Here is a 16,846-nt window from a genome sequence, read left to right on the forward strand (position 1 = left end):
ACATGAGTACGAATCACCTAACGATCCGCGATGCCAGCTTGGAAGACTTAGCAGAAATTGTACGAATTTATAATTCCACCATTGAAGGACGCATGGTTACAGCAGATACAGAACCCGTGACCACTGCCAGTCGCGAAGGCTGGTTCCATGAACACTCAGCGGAATTCCGCCCTTTATGGGTGGTGGAAAACGGCAGTCGCATTTGGGGCTGGCTCAGCTTCCAGTCCTTCTATGGCCGACCCGCTTATAATGCTACTGCGGAAGTCAGCATTTATGTCGATGAAGCTTTTCGCGGCCAAGGCATTGGTCGTTACCTGATGGAGCATGCGATAGAAGCTAGTCCAAAGCTGGGACTGAAAACACTGCTCGGCTTCATTTTTGGTCATAACGATCCCAGCCTCCACCTTTTCCGTAAATTCGGCTTCGTCAACTGGGCCCATCTACCTGGCGTTGCTGAACTTGACGGAATCGAACGGGATCTCATCATTCTTGGTAAACGTGTAGGATAATATGTAAACAAAAAGCGCTTCCCCTCTTGCTCGCGATTTCAAATCGCCTTCTAAGAGGACAAGCGTTTTTTTATACTTAAATGCCTTACTTCCAGCCTTTCAAAGTTTCCTCTGCCAATAGGGCTTCAGCCTCAATCTCTATCAACAGCAAAGGATCTATTAAAGACTTCACTTCAACCATCGTTGCTACGGGCTGTACGTCACAGAAAAACTCCCCATGTGCCCGGCCGAACTCCTCCCATAACGTAATATCCGTTACAAACATCCGAGTTCGAATCACGTCTGACATTTGCCCCCCGAGTTCTTGCAGCGCCTGCTCAATCGTCTGGAGGACGAATCTCGCCTGTTCATACGGATTACCAATGCCAACGACCTCTCCATCCCTCATTGCCGTTGTGCCAGCTACATCAATCCGGTTCCCCGCTCGAATCGCCCGACAATAGCCTACAACAGGTTCCCAAGGTGAGCCTGTAAATACCCTAGTCCGATTCATAGCTCTCTCCCTCATCTTTGTAAATAAGCAGCTAACTTCTTCTGCAAGCCTTCTGTCACCGAAAGCAGCGGCAATCGCAGTGTTCCGGATTCAATGATACCTTGCTGCTCAAGCAGCCATTTGAGAGGTGCTGGATTCGGCTCTTCGAAAAGTAATCGAATGAGTGGCAGCAACTCATCGAATAGCTGTTTGCTCATCTCATGTTGTCCAGCTTCAAAATGCCGATAAAACGATACAAAACGCTCCGTCATTACATTCGCTGATGCGCTCATAATCCCTTTAGCACCGGAGCTAAGCGCCGCAAAAAGCAGTGAATCTTCCCCACACAAGACGGGTTTCGAGCCAATACGTGTAAGTTCAGACACCAATCGAGTGTTAGGCGTACTGTCTTTCATACCTATAACTCCATCGAATTCAAGTATCGTACGCACAGTATCAAGTTCCAACGTCACACCTGTGCGATGCGGTATTTCATATAAAATAACAGGCACACCAACGCTGGCTGCCCGGCGAAAATGTTCAATAATCCCTTGTTGACTCGGTCTATTATAGTAAGGCACTACGACTAAAACAGCATCTGCCCCTAATTTCCCAGCAGCCTCGGTCTTTTTTGCCGTGGACAACGTATCATTCGTTCCTGTACCTACTACGATCGAAGCATCTACTTGCGCAGCCTCGCGAGCTGCTTGTGCCGTAGCGAATAAGATCGCCATCTCCTCATTTGTAATCGTCGGCGATTCCCCTGTCGTTCCATTAACGACCAATCCGTCTACCTCATCTTGAAATAAATTGTAAGCTAGATTATAAAAAGAGGCAGCATCCACCTCGTATTTCTCATCAAATGGTGTAATTATGGGAACATAGATCCCATGTAAGTCTTTCTCTCTTAACATCCCAATCATCTCCTAGTCCTATTTCGTTTGTACATTCACTTTAGCATGGAACATTGGATCACAGTTAGCTATAATAAATGATAAGACTCATCAAAAATTTTGATAGTAAAGCGAGGGGTTCCCATGGATTTAACCTATTTCCGAACCTTTCGGGAGGTTGCACGAAGAAAGAGCTTCACACGAGCTGCTGAAGAATTGGGCTATGCGCAATCAAGTATTACGATGCAAATTCAGAAGCTGGAACGAGAATATGGCGTACCCCTTTTCGAAAGATACGGGCGACAGCTTCGATTAACAGCACCCGGTGAAAGCTTGCTAAAGCTAGTCTTGCAGATGCTTGACCTCTATGATCAATCCAAAGAAATGATAACAAGCGAGGTCAGCGGAACACTGACGATCGGTACGATCAACTCACTCGCTGCTTACTATTTACCGCCTTATTTACATGTGCTGAAGCAACAATTTCCTGGACTGAATATCCAGCTCTTCCCTGACAGTGAGACTTCCCTCATAACCAAAGTCAGAGATGGGGACTATGATATAGGACTTATATTAGATCGATATCCGGCCGACACCACACTTACTTGTACAAAGGTCAGGGAAGAACCATTAGTTTTGGTGGCACCGCTTGAGCATCCACTCACGAAACGAACACAGATACAACTAAGCGATTTTCAGCAAGCTGAATTTATCGTTACAGAAGAGGGCTGCATTTATCGAGGCATGTTTGAAAAGTTGCTCAAGGATCATGCTGTTCCGCTACAAATTGGATTTGAGCTCGGTAATCTAGAAACCATTAAACACTGCGTCATGAATGGGCTTGGTATCGCCCTGCTGCCCCAAATTGCCGTACAGAACGAATTGGAGCAAGGGAAACTAGCTCATCTTCCTTTTTCACATTCAGACTTAAAATTGGACCTTCAACTGCTGCTGCACCCCAAAAAGTGGATGTCCCAGCCCTTGCAAACATTCATTCAACAACTGACTCAAGGATAACCTGAGCGAATACAACAGTTCGGTGGGCAAGGGATAATCTCTAGTCGGAATCGCACCATTCGGAGTACTCGGGCAAATCCAAAACATATAAATTCTTAAAGGTAAAAAAAGAAGCTCTCCTTTTCGTAAAGGTAGAGCTTCTTCCGTTATAAACTTAAATGCGGATGTCGAGATTGCCACCCAAGTGCGGTGTCGCAGAAGCGTTAACCAGCTGTTGGGATTAAGCGCATTTTTAATTAATACTTTCTACACACCAAACGCTGCAGGATTCGATCTCCAAGAACGAAGCAACTCCATGTCCTCTTGTTTGATTTTCCCCTTCTCTAGAGCTACTTCAAGCAGTGTAGAGTAGTTGGAAAGTGTGTACAGTGGCATATCAGCAGCTTGGAACGCTTCTGTAGCTTTATCAAGCTGATAAGAGAAAATCGCCAGCACGCCCAGCGCTACAGCACCAGCTTCTTTGACTGCAATAGCTGCTTTCAAAGAGCTGCCGCCTGTAGAGATAAGATCCTCAATCACGATCACCTTTTGACCTGGTTTCACAGTGCCTTCAATCAAGTTCTCTTTGCCATGCCCTTTGGCTTTATCACGAATGTAGATCATCGGGAGACCAAGCTTCTGAGCCACCCAAGCGGCATGAGGAATGCCCGCTGTTGCTGTACCAGCAACAACCTCAGCATCAGGGAATTTCTCTTGAATCAATGCTGCGAAGCCGTCAGCGATCGCTTCGCGGATAGCTGGGTGTGACATCGTCAGACGATTGTCACAATAGATTGGCGATTTGAGGCCAGAAGTCCATGTAAAAGGCTGCTGCGGTCGAAGTGCGACCGCTTCGATATCTAATAACGACGCTGCAATATGCTGCGCGATTGTTTCGAGTTGACTCATGTTACTTCCACCGTTCCTTCCGTTGTTAGACAAAGCATGTTACACGATTGAATCGATAATCGCTTCAATCGCTGCTCTTGGATCCGCTGCGCCTGTGATCGGTCGACCGATCACGACGTAGTCCGTCCCCTGCGCGAACGCCTCAGCCGGCGTCATGATGCGCGACTGGTCGCCCACGTCGGCTCCCGTAGGGCGAATGCCTGGCGTCACGGTGACGAAACCGTCACCGCACGCCGCCTTAATCGCAGTCACCTCAAGCGGTGACGCGACAACACCCTGAAGCCCCGCGGCATGCGCCAAGCGGGCATAGCGAATGACGGCCTGCTCGACCGTACCGGTCAGGCCGATTTCGTCATTCAGCACCTGCACGCTGGTGCTGGTCAACTGCGTCACGCCGATGACAATCGGACGCACAGCTCCAGAACTTAGCCCCTTGTCGACACCCTCCAAGGCAGCTTCCATCATCTGCTTGCCTCCGGCAGCATGGACATTAAACACATCAACCCCAAGGCGCGTCACGCTTTCCGCGCCGCCTTTGACCGTGTTAGGAATGTCATGCATCTTCACGTCAAGGAACACCTTGTAGCCGCGCTCCTTCAGACTCGCGACGAAGCCGGGACCCGCAGCATAGAACAGCTGCATGCCCACCTTCACGTAGCAAGGGATGCCTTCGAGCTGCTTCAGCAGCCCTTCAGCACCTTCTGCGTTCGCATAATCCAAAGCGACCATAATGCGTCCGGTAACATCTGTGCGAGTTAGTGTACTCAAGTTCGTCACTCTCCTTAGAGCTTTGCTTTAGCAAAACTGACTTCGTAAGCATAGTCTTAGACATGAATTGGCATTGCACGTGAGGAGAAGTTGATTGCTTCAAGCATATTAACAAGCGCTCTTACTGTATCGAGTGATGTCATACAAACCACACCATTCTCTACCGCTTCACGACGAATGCGGAAACCGTCACGCTCAGGCTCTTTACCTTTTGTCAGTGTGTTCACAACGAACTGTGCATCACCGCTGCGGATGAGATCCAGAATGTTAGGCGAACCTTCGCTCAGCTTGTTCACGGTCGTCACTGGGAGACCAGCTTGTTCGATCGCTGTCGCCGTTCCGCCTGTTGCAATGATTTTATATCCTAGACGATAGAAGCCCTTTAAGATTTCAATCGCTTCTTCTTTATCTTTGTCAGCTACCGTTACTACGACAGATCCTGCCGCAGGGATTTTCATCCCCGCTCCAATTAAGCCTTTATAAAGTGCTTTGGCAAAATTGATATCGCGACCCATAACCTCACCCGTCGATTTCATTTCAGGTCCGAGCGTTGTATCAACACGGCGCAGCTTCGCAAAGGAGAACACTGGCACTTTAACCGATACATACTTGTCTTCCGGCCATAACCCGCCTTGGTAGCCCATATCCGTCAGCTTTTGCCCCATAATGACGCGTGTAGCCACGTTAGCCATCGGGATATTCGTTACTTTGCTCAAGAAAGGCACGGTTCTGGAAGAACGCGGGTTAACCTCAATTACGTACACTTCATCGTTATGAATAACAAACTGGATGTTGACCAGACCTACTACGTTCAATTCAAGTCCAATTTTCGTCGTAATGTCGATAATTTGTTGTTTAATCTCATCCGAGATGGATTGCGGCGGATAAACCGCGATGGAGTCACCGGAGTGAACCCCTGCACGTTCAACGTGTTCCATAATCCCAGGGATTAGAACCGTTTCTCTATCACAGATCGCATCAACCTCTACCTCTTTACCAAGCATATAACGGTCAATCAGAACCGGATGCTCCGGGTTGATTTTCACGGCATATTCCATGTAACTAAGCAATTCTTCATCGGAGTAGACGATTTCCATTGCGCGTCCACCTAGTACGTAGGAAGGGCGAACGATAACCGGATAACCGAATTTCGCAGCTGTACCCACAGCTTGGTCAACCGATGTAACGGTGCCGCCTGGTGGTTGAGCAATCGAGAGCTTGCTAAGTAAAGCTTCGAATTTCTTACGATCTTCCGCTGTATCGATACTTTCAAGATCGGAACCGAGAATGCGTACACCGGCTTTGTGTAAAGGTGCAGCCAAGTTAATCGCTGTTTGACCACCGAATTGAACGATAACCCCGATTGGGTTCTCGCGTTCGATCACATTCATCACATCTTCAAAGAACAGAGGCTCAAAGTACAAGCGATCGGATGTATTGAAATCCGTCGATACCGTTTCTGGGTTATTGTTGATAATAACCGCTTCGTAACCTGCCGCTTGAATCGCCCAAACCGCATGAACCGTGGAGTAATCGAACTCAATCCCTTGACCGATACGAATCGGACCGGAACCCAGAACAACCACTTTCTCTTTCGTTGTTTCCGTAACTTCATCTTCTTGCTCATAAGTTGAATAGTAGTATGGCGTTGAAGCTTCGAATTCCGCTGCGCAAGTATCAACCATTTTGTAAACCGGCTTGATGTTTTGCTTCAAACGGTGCATTCTGACTTCAGCTTCTTTGGTGAATGTCGAACAACCAGCCAGTGTACGAATCTCAGCAATCGCACGGTCTGTAAAGCCTTTGCGTTTCGTTTCGAATAGCAGCTCGTTTGTAAGTTCGCTAGCTGCAATCTCTTTCTCGTATTTAATCAGACCGTCCAGTTTGTTCAAGAACCACCAGTCAATATTCGTCAATTTTTGCAATTGTTCCACGGTATAACCTCTGCGATAAGCTTCTGCTAGTAAGAACAAGCGCTCATCATCGGGCTTTTGCAAACGGAACTCGAGTGTTTCTTGATCTAAGAGATCCGTCTCTTTAAGGAACAAACGGTGTACACCGATTTCTAACGAACGAACCGCTTTATGAATGGACTCTTCGAATGTACGGCCAATCGCCATAACTTCGCCAGTCGCTTTCATTTGCGTACCCAGCTTACGGTTTGCAGCTGTAAATTTATCGAACGGCCAACGTGGAATTTTGGAAACGATGTAATCCAGAGCTGGCTCGAAGCAGGCATAGGTTTGGCCTGTTACTGGATTGACTAGCTCATCGAGCGTGTAGCCAATCGCAATTTTCGCAGCCATCTTCGCAATCGGATAGCCCGTTGCTTTGGATGCAAGCGCTGAGGAACGGCTTACACGCGGGTTTACTTCGATTACGTAATATTGGAAGCTATGCGGGTCAAGCGCGTACTGTACGTTACAGCCACCCTCGATGTTCAAAGCGCGAATGATTTTAAGCGATGCCGAACGCAGCATTTGATACTCACGGTCTGACAAGGTTTGGCTTGGTGCTACAACGATACTATCTCCGGTATGTACACCAACTGGATCAAAGTTCTCCATGTTACATACCACGATGCAGTTATCGTTCGCGTCACGCATTACTTCGTACTCGACTTCTTTCATGCCTGCAATACTGCGCTCTACTAGACATTGACCGATTGGGCTGTAACGAATACCGGAAGCAACGATTTCCGTCAACTCTTCCATCGTGTTACAGATACCGCCGCCCGTTCCACCTAATGTGTAGGCAGGACGAACAATGATAGGAAAGCCGATTTCGTTAGCAAAATCCACCGCTTGAGCAACCGTAGTTACGATTACGCTATCTGGTACAGGCTGCTCTAATTCTCTCATCAAGTCTCTGAAAAGGTCACGATCCTCTGCTTTCTCAATCGCTGTTAGCTGTGTTCCCAGAAGCTTCACGTTCTCGCTTTCTAGAACACCTGCGCGAGCCAGTTCTACAGCCATGTTCAAACCTGTTTGACCACCGAGTGTTGGAAGCAAACCATCGGGACGCTCTTGACGAATGATTTGCGTAACAAACTCAAGCGTAATCGGTTCAATATATACTTTATCCGCCATGTTCGTATCCGTCATGATCGTAGCAGGGTTGCTGTTGATCAGGATAACTTCCATGCCTTCTTCTTTAAGCGCTTGGCAAGCTTGTGTACCTGCATAGTCAAATTCCGCTGCCTGACCGATGACGATAGGACCGGAACCGATAACTAGAATCTTTTTGAGTGTATTATTTTTTGGCATATTGCAGTTCCTCCCTAGAGTTTTGCGTTAGCAAAACTTGCTTCGTAAGCTTTACTTACAGATGTCGATGCCGTTGAAGCTTTCCACTGTGCAAGCATTTGCGCTTGGCGCGGCTGCTGTGGGTTATCGATTTTGTGCTGACGAATCAGCGAGATGAAATCATCGAACAAGTAGCTGGAGTCAAATGGCCCCGGTGCTGCCTCTGGGTGATACTGAACCGAGAAAGCAGGGTATTTTTTATGTTTCAAGCCTTCAATAGTGCGGTCATTATTGTTGATGTGCGTCACTTCAAGGTCAGTTCCTTGGACGGATTCTTCCTTAACCGTGTAGCCATGGTTTTGTGATGTAATGTAGCAGCGTCCGGAAATTAAATCTTTTACCGGATGGTTACCGCCGCGGTGACCGAACTTCAGTTTGTCTGTGTCTGCGCCGCATGCTAGTGCGAACAGCTGGTGACCCAAGCAAATGCCGAAGAGCGGGATATCGCCGAGCAAGCCTTTGATCATTTCGACAGCGTGAGGTACGTCTTTGGGATCCCCAGGGCCGTTAGACAGCAGCACGCCGTCTGGCGCAAGGCGACGAATTTGTTCAGCTGTAGCATCTTGAGGTACAACGACAACGTCGCAGTCACGTTTGCTTAAGTCGCGGATGATTCCGCTTTTCGCTCCGAAGTCTACGAGAACGATACGTTCTTTGTGACCAGGTGCACCGTATACACTTTTCGTGGATACACGAGCGACTTGATCCGTTATAAGAGGCGTTCCTCTTAAGATTTCAGTCAGCTCAGCAATGGATTTATTCGATGTTGTCAAAAGGCTTTTCATAACGCCGTGATGACGGATTTTACGAGTTAACATGCGCGTGTCGATGCCGCTGATCCCAACGATGCCGTATTCTTTCAGCAGGCTGCCCAGCGTATATTGCGCCCTCCAGTTACTTGGAATCTCTTCATGTTCACGAACAACAAAGCCATGAATGAAAGGACGTACGGATTCAAAATCATCCCGAATCACACCGTAGTTCCCCACCAATGGATACGTCATAGTCACGATTTGACCGCAGTAGGAAGGATCGGAAAGCACCTCCTGATAACCTGTAATTCCTGTATTGAATACAACCTCGCCGACGGATTCACCTTCACTACCGAACGATTTTCCTGTAAAAAGAGTGCCGTCTTCCAGCAACAATCTTGCCTGCATGTTCTTTCAACTCCTTCGCTATTGTCAGCGATCCTCACGAACCGCGGATGTCATGCCTACATTTCTTTGTTTTTGCATAAGATTTGCATAAAAATCAATCATTCCGTATAAATATACACGAATTTTCGATCTGCGTATAGATCTTAATGCGGATTTACGCTTGATTTCGACGTTATTTAAGAACGATTTATGACCAAACCACTTTACCGGAAGCGATGGTAACAATCGGCCAGCCTTGCAGCTTCCAACCGATGAATGGCGTGTTTTTGCTGCGTGAAACGATCTCTTCTTTGAGAACTTCGCGCTCTGTTTCCAAATCCACGATGGTAATATCAGCTGCGCTGCCTACTTCCAGTGTTCCGTATGGAAGACCGAATACGTCGGCAGGTTTTTTCGTCATACGATCCACGAGGAATCCTAAGGACCATTTGCCTGTCAGCACAAATTTCGTGTACAGCAGGGAAAACGCAGTTTCGAAGCCGAGGATGCCGAATGGAGCCAGCATCATGCCTTTCTCTTTCTCTTCTTCGGTGTGCGGCGCGTGATCCGTCACGATAATGTCTATCGTACCGTCTTCCAATCCTTCAATGACTGCCTGCACATCGCGCGGCGTGCGCAGCGGCGGATTCATCTTCCAGTTGGCATCGAGCCCAGGAATGTCTTCATCCGAGAGCACGAGGTGATGCGGACATACCTCGGCAGTTACTTTGATTCCGAACTGCTTCGCATGTCGGATTAAGCGAACTGATTGCTCGGTGCTTACGTGGCACACGTGGTAGTGAACACCCGTCGCTTCAGCTAGCAGCACGTCGCGACCTACATGAATCGCCTCGGACTCATTCGGAATCCCCTTCAGCCCGTGCTTCTTCGCGAACGCGCCTTCGCTTACCGGCGCGCCAACCACAAGCGTGTCATCTTCGCAATGCGCGATGATTGGCATCCCGATCGATGCGGCCAAAGCCATAGCATCCTTCATCATTTGCGCGCTTTGTACGCCAACGCCATCATCGGTGTAGCCGATGACGCCCGCTTCTTTCAGCGCAGCGAAATCGGTCAACTCGCGGCCGAGCTCGTTCTTCGTAATCGTGCCGTATGGGAGAACACGGACGACACCTTCCGTTGCAGCTTTATCTAATATGTAGTTCACTGTATCAACGGTATCGATCACAGGTCTTGTATTCGGCATGCAAGCGATGGTTGTGAAGCCGCCTCTTGCTGCGGAACGTGTTCCAGTCGCAATATTTTCTTTATGTTCAAAACCAGGCTCTCTCAGGTGAACATGCATGTCGATGAATCCTGGAGTCACCAGCTTACCTGCTGCATCAATAACTTCATGGCCTTCGGTTTGTGGAGCCGAACCTTCTGCTGCATCTATAACCTTTGCAATTTTATCATTCTCTACCAAAATGTGTTTCTTCGCTTGTACATTATTTACATCGACTGTTAGTCCGTTTAATACCCAGATACCCATTGTGAGATTGTCCTCCTAGTATTCGTTTGGGGCCCCCGCAAGTAATGTCTAAACTCTTATCGAAGCAATTCGACGTAGTATGACCGCTTTGAATGGTAAGTTTAGTCGCCGATCGAGCTAAAGCTCAATGCGGGAGGAATCAGCTTTCAGAGCTTGGCTTCACTTTGTGAGACATTATAGGGATCATTGATCAAAGATCAAAGTCTCTCCTTTTAGGATAAAGCTCGTTCGATGACCGCCATACGAATCGGAACACCGTGAGCAATTTGTGTGAAAATTTTGGATTTCTCGTGTTCAACCAACTCATCATCAAGCTCTACGTTTCGATTGACCGGAGCTGGATGCATGATGATTGCGTGAGGTGCCATGCGGCTTGCACGCTCTGCCGTTAGCCCGTACTGCTCGCGGTATTCCTCTGCTGAGCGAATGATTCCTTTGTCGTGCCGTTCAAGCTGCACACGCAGCATCATGACCACGTCCGCTTTCAGCGCTTCCTCGAAGGACACATACGGAGCAAACTCAGCTAGCTCTGGAGCTTGCATGCTTTCCGGCGCGCAGAACTGCACTTTTGCTCCCAGGGCGATGAGTCCCCATAAGTTGGAGCGAGCGACACGGCTGTGCAGGATATCTCCGATGATCGAGACCGTCAAACCTTTGATGGCGCCGAACTGCTTGCGCATCGTGTAGAAATCGAGCAGCGCTTGCGTTGGATGCTCGTTATTGCCGTCCCCCGCGTTAATGAGCGGGATTTTAATTTTCTCAGCCAACTCTTGCAGGACACCGTTCGGCTTCAATCGGATAACTCCCGCATCGATGCCCATGGACTCGAGTGTACGTACTGTATCGTAGATAGACTCACCTTTTTGTACACTGGATTCTGCAGCGGAGAAATTGAGTACGTCGGCTCCTAGCCGCTTTTGCGCCAGTTCAAAAGAGAACCGTGTTCTTGTACTATTTTCAAAAAACAAGTTGGAAACGAATTTGCCTTGAAACTGATTCGTCACTTTCGAAGAAGATTGTTCCCAGTAGGCAGCACGATCAAGTATGCTCGTTATCTCCCCTGCGCTTACGCCTTTCAATCCCAGAAAATGCTTGGTTTGTATACTCACTATGCTCACTCCTGTTTCCCCCTCTGTTGAAGAATAACGACGCCATCTTTTTCATCGATTTCCGTAAGCAGCACTTCAATACTTTCACTTTTGGAGGTAGGTACGTTCTTTCCTACATAATCAGGACGAATGGGCAACTCACGATGTCCTCTGTCAACTAGAACGGCCAGCTGGATCATTTGCGGTCTACCCAGATCGATCAATGCATCCATGGCTGCCCTCACCGTTCTTCCGGTGTAAAGCACATCATCGAACAGGATAATTTTGCGGTCTTGAATTTGGATCTTACCGCCTTCCTGAACATTTTCCACTGACCTCACCTTAACGCGATCATCACGATAAGAAGTGATATCAATCTCACCGACAGGAATCGGCACACCTTCAATCTCAAGAATTCGCTCTGCTACTCGCTTGGCCAAGTAAATACCACGGGTCCGAATCCCAATCAAGGTACAATTCTCTACACCCTTATTCTTTTCCAGTATCTCGTGTGCAATCCGTGTCAGCGCCCTGCGAATTCCCATTTCATCAATAATCGTGTGTTCGGCCGTTTCATTCATCTTTTTCGCCTCCTAAGAGTTTTGCTTTAGCAAAACTGGCATCGTAAGCATTAACTGAGTTTTGCTTTAGCAAAACTGGCATCGTAAGCATTAACTGAGTTTTGCTTTAGCAAAACTGGCATCGTATGCATTCGCAGGTTTTCTGTTAGTAAAACCAAAAAACTCCTTGCCATTTATTGGCAAGGAGTTACGAGTGCGTAAAGATACAGAGCGGGGCATAAGGATGCGCACATCCCCAAGCTTTGTCATACACTGAATTCGCGACTCAGTATATCCCGTCTTTTCTCATCGACTACCTTGCCAGCCTCTCTGGACTGTTTTTAAAGGTACATATTTAATTAAAAGAATTATCCCACTTTCGACACGATAAGTCAATATCAAAATCTATTTTCATGACAAAAGCTGAGATGTATTCAGCTATTCCTTTCGGAAAGCTCGTGACATGAGTCAGACGGTAGATTGCAACGTGATGGCTGCTCCAAATGATCAAAAAATCAGCATGTGAACGAAACGTAGACGCGAATTTGCGACAGCTGATGAGCGTTCGAAATCAATTGATGCAAAAAGTGCAGTTAGTCAGAGATATTTCCTCAATAAATGGCGTTTAACTGCATTTTGTACAACTCTATTGTTAGTTTTCACCCGATATTGAGAGTTGAGCGCAGATTATATGCATTTTTTGCATCTATTCACCTGAAATTAAAGATTTAGGAGAAATTAGATGTCACAAATGCATCTATTTCCACTGGTCCATTATGGACTCACGCCCCTACTCCGTCCCATAACTCTTTTTGAGCAGACGCTCATCCATGTGTTATAATTTACATATGAGAAAACCTCTATCGAGGCCATTCAAAGATGAGCGACCGCGTTCATCGAGGAGAGACTTTGGTTACGACCAAAGATCCCTATATTAGGTTTTATCGCCAATAAGAAAGCGGTTTTCGGGAACCAAAAACTTATACTTTCTTATGTGGTAAAAACTCGAGCTTTGCCCGTTTTCTTGCGAAAATTCAGCAACGCTTATGATACCCGTTATACTAGGGTAAAACGCTAAGGAGGAACCTATGTTCAAATTGTTTCGGCTTCTGAAACCGTACAAAGCTTCTGTGGTTGCGATTATTACTTTGATGCTCTTGCAATCACTGGCGCAGTTGTACCTGCCCACTCTGCTCGCTGACATTGTCGATGTCGGGGTTGTGAAAGGAGATATTTCCTTTATTCTCCGGTTTGGCGCTTACATGCTTTTAGTAGCGATGGGTGCGATGGTTTGCGTCATTATCGCGAGCTACTTGCTCGCACGAACGGCGACAGGATTCGGCAGGGATTTACGGCGAACACTTTTTACTCATGTTGAAAGCTTCTCCTTGCACGAATTCGATAAGCTCGGTACTTCCTCCCTCATAACCAGAACTACGAATGACATCGCACAAGTTCAGCAAGTGATTGTCATGATGCGGATGTTCATCGGCGCACCTACGATGCTAGTAGGCGGAGTCATCATGGCCACTTATAAGGACGCTCATCTCGCCATTGTACTAATCTCCATCATCCCCATTCTTGCACTTGCTATTGCGGGGATCATGCGTAAAGGACTTCCCTTATTCAAAGCATTACAGATCAAAATCGATGGCATTAATCTGGTGCTGCGTGAAAATTTAACCGGCATTCGCGTCATTCGAGCCTTTAATCGTTCTGAACATGAAAAACGTAAATTCGAAAAAGCGAACCTGGATTATACGCAAATAGCTGTAAAAGTAAATGTGATCATGGCTACGATGATGCCCATCATGATGCTTGTATTTAATCTTGGGGTTGTCGTCATTCTTTGGTACGGCGGAGTTCGTATTGATGCCAATCAAATGCAGATTGGTGACTTAATGGCCTTCATCCAATATGCCATGCAGATTATGTTTTCTATGTTCATGATGACGATGATTTTTATGATGATTCCACGTGCATCCGCTTCTTCTGTCCGTATTAATGAAGTTTTAGCCCATCAATCTAATATACATAACGCCGAAATGGCAAAATCTCTAGAGTCCAATCAAGCTGCCGTTGAATTTAAGCATGTATCCTTTAGTTATCCCGGTGCTGAGCAGCCAGCAATTCGTGATCTATCCTTCCGGGCTGAGCCTGGTGAGGTAACAGCAATTATTGGAGGAACCGGATCAGGCAAGACGACCCTCATTCATTTACTTTTGCGCTTCTATGATGTAGAGTCCGGCACGATCCTCTTAGATGGTCATCCCCTGCCTACTTTGAAGTTAGAAAGTCTACGACAGCAAATCGGTTATGTCCCGCAAAAGGCGGCGCTTTTCTCAGGAACCGTTGCGGATAACATTCGTTTTGGGCGTGAGATAGCAACGGAAGAGGAAATTCAGCATGCTGCGACCACTGCCCAAGCTGCAGATTTCATCGCCGAGATGAAAGATGGCTACCAAGCTGTTCTGGCCCAAGGTGGAACGAACTTATCCGGCGGCCAGAAGCAGAGGCTTGCCATTGCGCGTGCACTCGTTCGTAAACCAAACATCTATGTATTTGATGATAGCTTCTCTGCGCTTGATTTCAAAACAGATGCTAAGCTTCGCGCAGCTCTCAAAGCCGAAACCGAGCAAGCAACGATGATCATTGTCGCTCAACGTGTCAGTACAATTATGGATGCCAGCCGAATTATCGTACTGGAAGAAGGACAAATTGCAGGGATCGGCACCCATTCAGATTTGATGAAAACATGTGCTGTGTATCAAGAAATTGTTGCTTCTCAGCTGTCAGAGGAGGAAATTGCATGAGCGACAAACCAAAAGAGAGAACTCCTTCTCAAGCGGGTGTAAATCCTGGTCACTTTGGCCGAGGCGGTATGGGCGGCATGGGAATGCCAGTTCAAAAGGCTAAGGATTTCAAGGGAACTATACGACGGTTGTCCCGGTATATGAGTCCTTTCCGTATATCTATCCTACTTGTTTTAATCTCGGCTGTACTCAGCACACTTTTCAGCATTATTAGTCCCAAACTTATGGGTAACGCAACAACCATATTGTATGAAGGCTCTATCGCGAAGTTCAAGGGTGTTGCCGGTGCCAAAATTGACTTTGATGCTATTTTCCAAATCGTTATTATCCTAGCAGCTCTTTACATACTTAGCGCCATACTTACTTTCATCCAGCAATGGATTATGGTCGGTGTCACACAGAAAATCGTATTTAATCTTCGTAAAGATATCAGCGAGAAGCTCACCCGAGTACCTCTCTCCTTCTTCGACTCACGCAGTCATGGAGATACGATGAGCCGAGCTACTAACGACGTAGATACTCTCAGTTCTACCATGCAGCAAAGCTTGACGCAGTTGATTACTTCAATCGTTACCTTGGTCGGGATCATTATTATGATGCTAACCATTAGTCCTTTGTTGACCTTGGCCACGATCGTAACCTTACCGCTCAGCATTTTGGGAACGAAAATGATTGCATCACGGTCACAGAAGTATTTTAAAGGACAACAAAAAACGCTCGGTGAACTGAATGGTCACGTGGAAGAAATGTACACAGGGCATACCATTGTCAAAGCTTTCGGCCGTGAGCAGAAATCCGTTGAGCAATTCAATGAAATTAATGAGCGCTTGTATCATTCAGGCTGGCGTGCCCAGTTTATCTCTGGGATGATCTTCCCCCTTATGTCCTTTATCGGGAATATCGGCTACGTATTGGTCAGTGTGATTGGTGGCATCATGGTAACAAATGGGGCTATTAAAATCGGAGATATCCTAGCGTTTATTCAATATTCAGGACAATTCGGGATGCCTATTGCTCAGGTGGCTAATATAGCCAACGTGATTCAATCCACAATCGCTGCCGCGGAACGTATCTTTGAGTTGTTAGATGAGCCTGAAGAAGTACAGGAACTCGCCCAAGTAAAAACGACCCAGAATGTTAAGGGTCAAGTTCAATTTAAACAGGTTGACTTTGCTTACAAAGAGGACACCCCGTTGATTCAGGATATGAATATCCAAGTAGAGCCTGGACAAACGGTTGCCATTGTTGGCCCTACAGGTGCGGGTAAAACAACGATTGTCAATTTACTGATGCGTTTCTACGAATTAAAGAATGGTACGATTTCCATTGATGCGGTAGATACACGTGAAATGTCACGCAGTCATCTGCGCGGACTATTCGGTATGGTCCTGCAAGACACATGGCTGTTCAACGGAACGATTCGCGAAAATATCGCTTACGGACGTGATGGCGCCACTGAAGAAGAGATCGTTAGTGCGGCTCGCGCGGCTTATGCCGATCATTTCATACGAACCCTGCCGGAAGGTTACGATACTAGATTGAATGAAGAAGCATCCAACCTTTCACATGGGCAAAAACAGCTTCTGACCATTGCCCGCGCCATACTTGCGGATCCAACCATTTTGATTCTTGATGAAGCGACGAGCAGCGTAGATACACGCACGGAAGTATCCATTCAAAAGGCGATGAATAACCTGATGGAGGGTCGCACAAGCTTCGTCATTGCACATCGACTTTCCACCATTCGAGATGCTGATCTCATTCTTGTTATGAATCATGGTTCCGTTATTGAACAAGGAACACATGAGCAGCTGTTGGAACAGCACGGTTTTTATGCAGATCTGTACAATAGTCAGTTCGCTCAAAAAGCTCTATGAATACACATTGGCTGAAATGCCCCCT

At 47.0% G+C, this 16,846-nt stretch carries 13 protein-coding genes; 4 read left to right on the top strand and 9 right to left on the bottom strand.

The features are described 5' to 3' along the window. The first annotated feature begins 2 nt into the window (after window positions 1–2). A complete protein-coding gene (locus ASG93_RS15220; protein ID WP_056833279.1) occupies window positions 3–509 on the top strand; it encodes a GNAT family N-acetyltransferase in 507 nt (168 codons plus the stop codon). A gap of 85 nt (window positions 510–594) precedes the next feature. On the opposite strand, the gene ASG93_RS15225 is transcribed toward ASG93_RS15220, so the two are convergent. Together ASG93_RS15225 and dapA are read right to left on the bottom strand one after the other, a co-directional pair. Then, window positions 595–1,002, bottom strand: coding sequence for a RidA family protein (locus ASG93_RS15225; RefSeq protein ID WP_056833282.1), 408 nt, complete (start codon window positions 1,000–1,002; stop codon window positions 595–597). Between the two features lie 11 nt (window positions 1,003–1,013). Further along, complete coding sequence (gene dapA, locus ASG93_RS15230; RefSeq protein ID WP_056833284.1) at window positions 1,014–1,895, bottom strand: 4-hydroxy-tetrahydrodipicolinate synthase; 882 nt, start codon at window positions 1,893–1,895, stop codon at window positions 1,014–1,016. 123 nt (window positions 1,896–2,018) lie between these two features. Here dapA and ASG93_RS15235 point away from each other — a divergent pair, with 123 nt between their 5' ends. Beyond that, window positions 2,019–2,891: a LysR family transcriptional regulator gene (locus tag ASG93_RS15235; protein WP_056833286.1), complete on the top strand. Its 873-nt coding sequence runs from the start codon at window positions 2,019–2,021 to the stop codon at window positions 2,889–2,891. A 246-nt stretch (window positions 2,892–3,137) separates the two neighbouring features. On the opposite strand, the gene pyrE is transcribed toward ASG93_RS15235, so the two are convergent. The 7 genes from pyrE to pyrR all read right to left on the bottom strand — a co-directional run bounded on the left by pyrE (window position 3,138) and on the right by pyrR (window position 12,152). After that, window positions 3,138–3,779: an orotate phosphoribosyltransferase gene (pyrE, locus tag ASG93_RS15240; RefSeq protein WP_056833288.1), complete on the bottom strand. Its 642-nt coding sequence runs from the start codon at window positions 3,777–3,779 to the stop codon at window positions 3,138–3,140. A gap of 39 nt (window positions 3,780–3,818) precedes the next feature. After that, window positions 3,819–4,508 carry an orotidine-5'-phosphate decarboxylase gene (pyrF, locus tag ASG93_RS15245; RefSeq protein WP_056833506.1) on the bottom strand — a complete coding sequence of 230 codons (690 nt, stop codon included), beginning with the start codon at window positions 4,506–4,508 and terminating at the stop codon, window positions 3,819–3,821. 95 nt (window positions 4,509–4,603) lie between these two features. Continuing rightward, window positions 4,604–7,813 (bottom strand): carbamoyl-phosphate synthase large subunit, encoded by a 3,210-nt coding sequence (gene carB / locus ASG93_RS15250; RefSeq protein ID WP_056833290.1) that lies wholly within the window; start codon window positions 7,811–7,813, stop codon window positions 4,604–4,606. A 14-nt stretch (window positions 7,814–7,827) separates the two neighbouring features. After that, window positions 7,828–9,012, bottom strand: coding sequence for a glutamine-hydrolyzing carbamoyl-phosphate synthase small subunit (gene carA, locus ASG93_RS15255; protein WP_056833293.1), 1,185 nt, complete (start codon window positions 9,010–9,012; stop codon window positions 7,828–7,830). Window positions 9,013–9,199: 187 nt separating this feature from the next. Then, window positions 9,200–10,483 carry a dihydroorotase gene (locus ASG93_RS15260; RefSeq protein ID WP_056833295.1) on the bottom strand — a complete coding sequence of 428 codons (1,284 nt, stop codon included), beginning with the start codon at window positions 10,481–10,483 and terminating at the stop codon, window positions 9,200–9,202. Between the two features lie 212 nt (window positions 10,484–10,695). Next, window positions 10,696–11,601, bottom strand: a complete 906-nt coding sequence (locus tag ASG93_RS15265) for an aspartate carbamoyltransferase catalytic subunit (protein ID WP_056833297.1) — start codon at window positions 11,599–11,601, stop codon at window positions 10,696–10,698. Continuing rightward, complete coding sequence (gene pyrR / locus ASG93_RS15270; RefSeq protein WP_056833298.1) at window positions 11,598–12,152, bottom strand: bifunctional pyr operon transcriptional regulator/uracil phosphoribosyltransferase PyrR; 555 nt, start codon at window positions 12,150–12,152, stop codon at window positions 11,598–11,600. The genes ASG93_RS15265 and pyrR overlap by 4 nt, the downstream gene beginning before the upstream one ends. A 1,067-nt stretch (window positions 12,153–13,219) precedes the next feature. Here pyrR and ASG93_RS15275 point away from each other — a divergent pair. After that, entirely contained in the window at window positions 13,220–14,944 is a 1,725-nt protein-coding gene (locus ASG93_RS15275; protein ID WP_056833300.1) for an ABC transporter ATP-binding protein, read from the top strand. Then, window positions 14,941–16,821 (top strand): ABC transporter ATP-binding protein, encoded by a 1,881-nt coding sequence (locus tag ASG93_RS15280; RefSeq protein ID WP_056833302.1) that lies wholly within the window; start codon window positions 14,941–14,943, stop codon window positions 16,819–16,821. Before ASG93_RS15275 ends, ASG93_RS15280 begins: the two co-directional genes overlap by 4 nt. Window positions 16,822–16,846: the final 25 nt, after the last annotated feature.

This window comes from Paenibacillus sp. Soil787 (assembly GCF_001429545.1).
GTDB lineage: Bacteria > Bacillota > Bacilli > Paenibacillales > NBRC-103111 > Paenibacillus_E.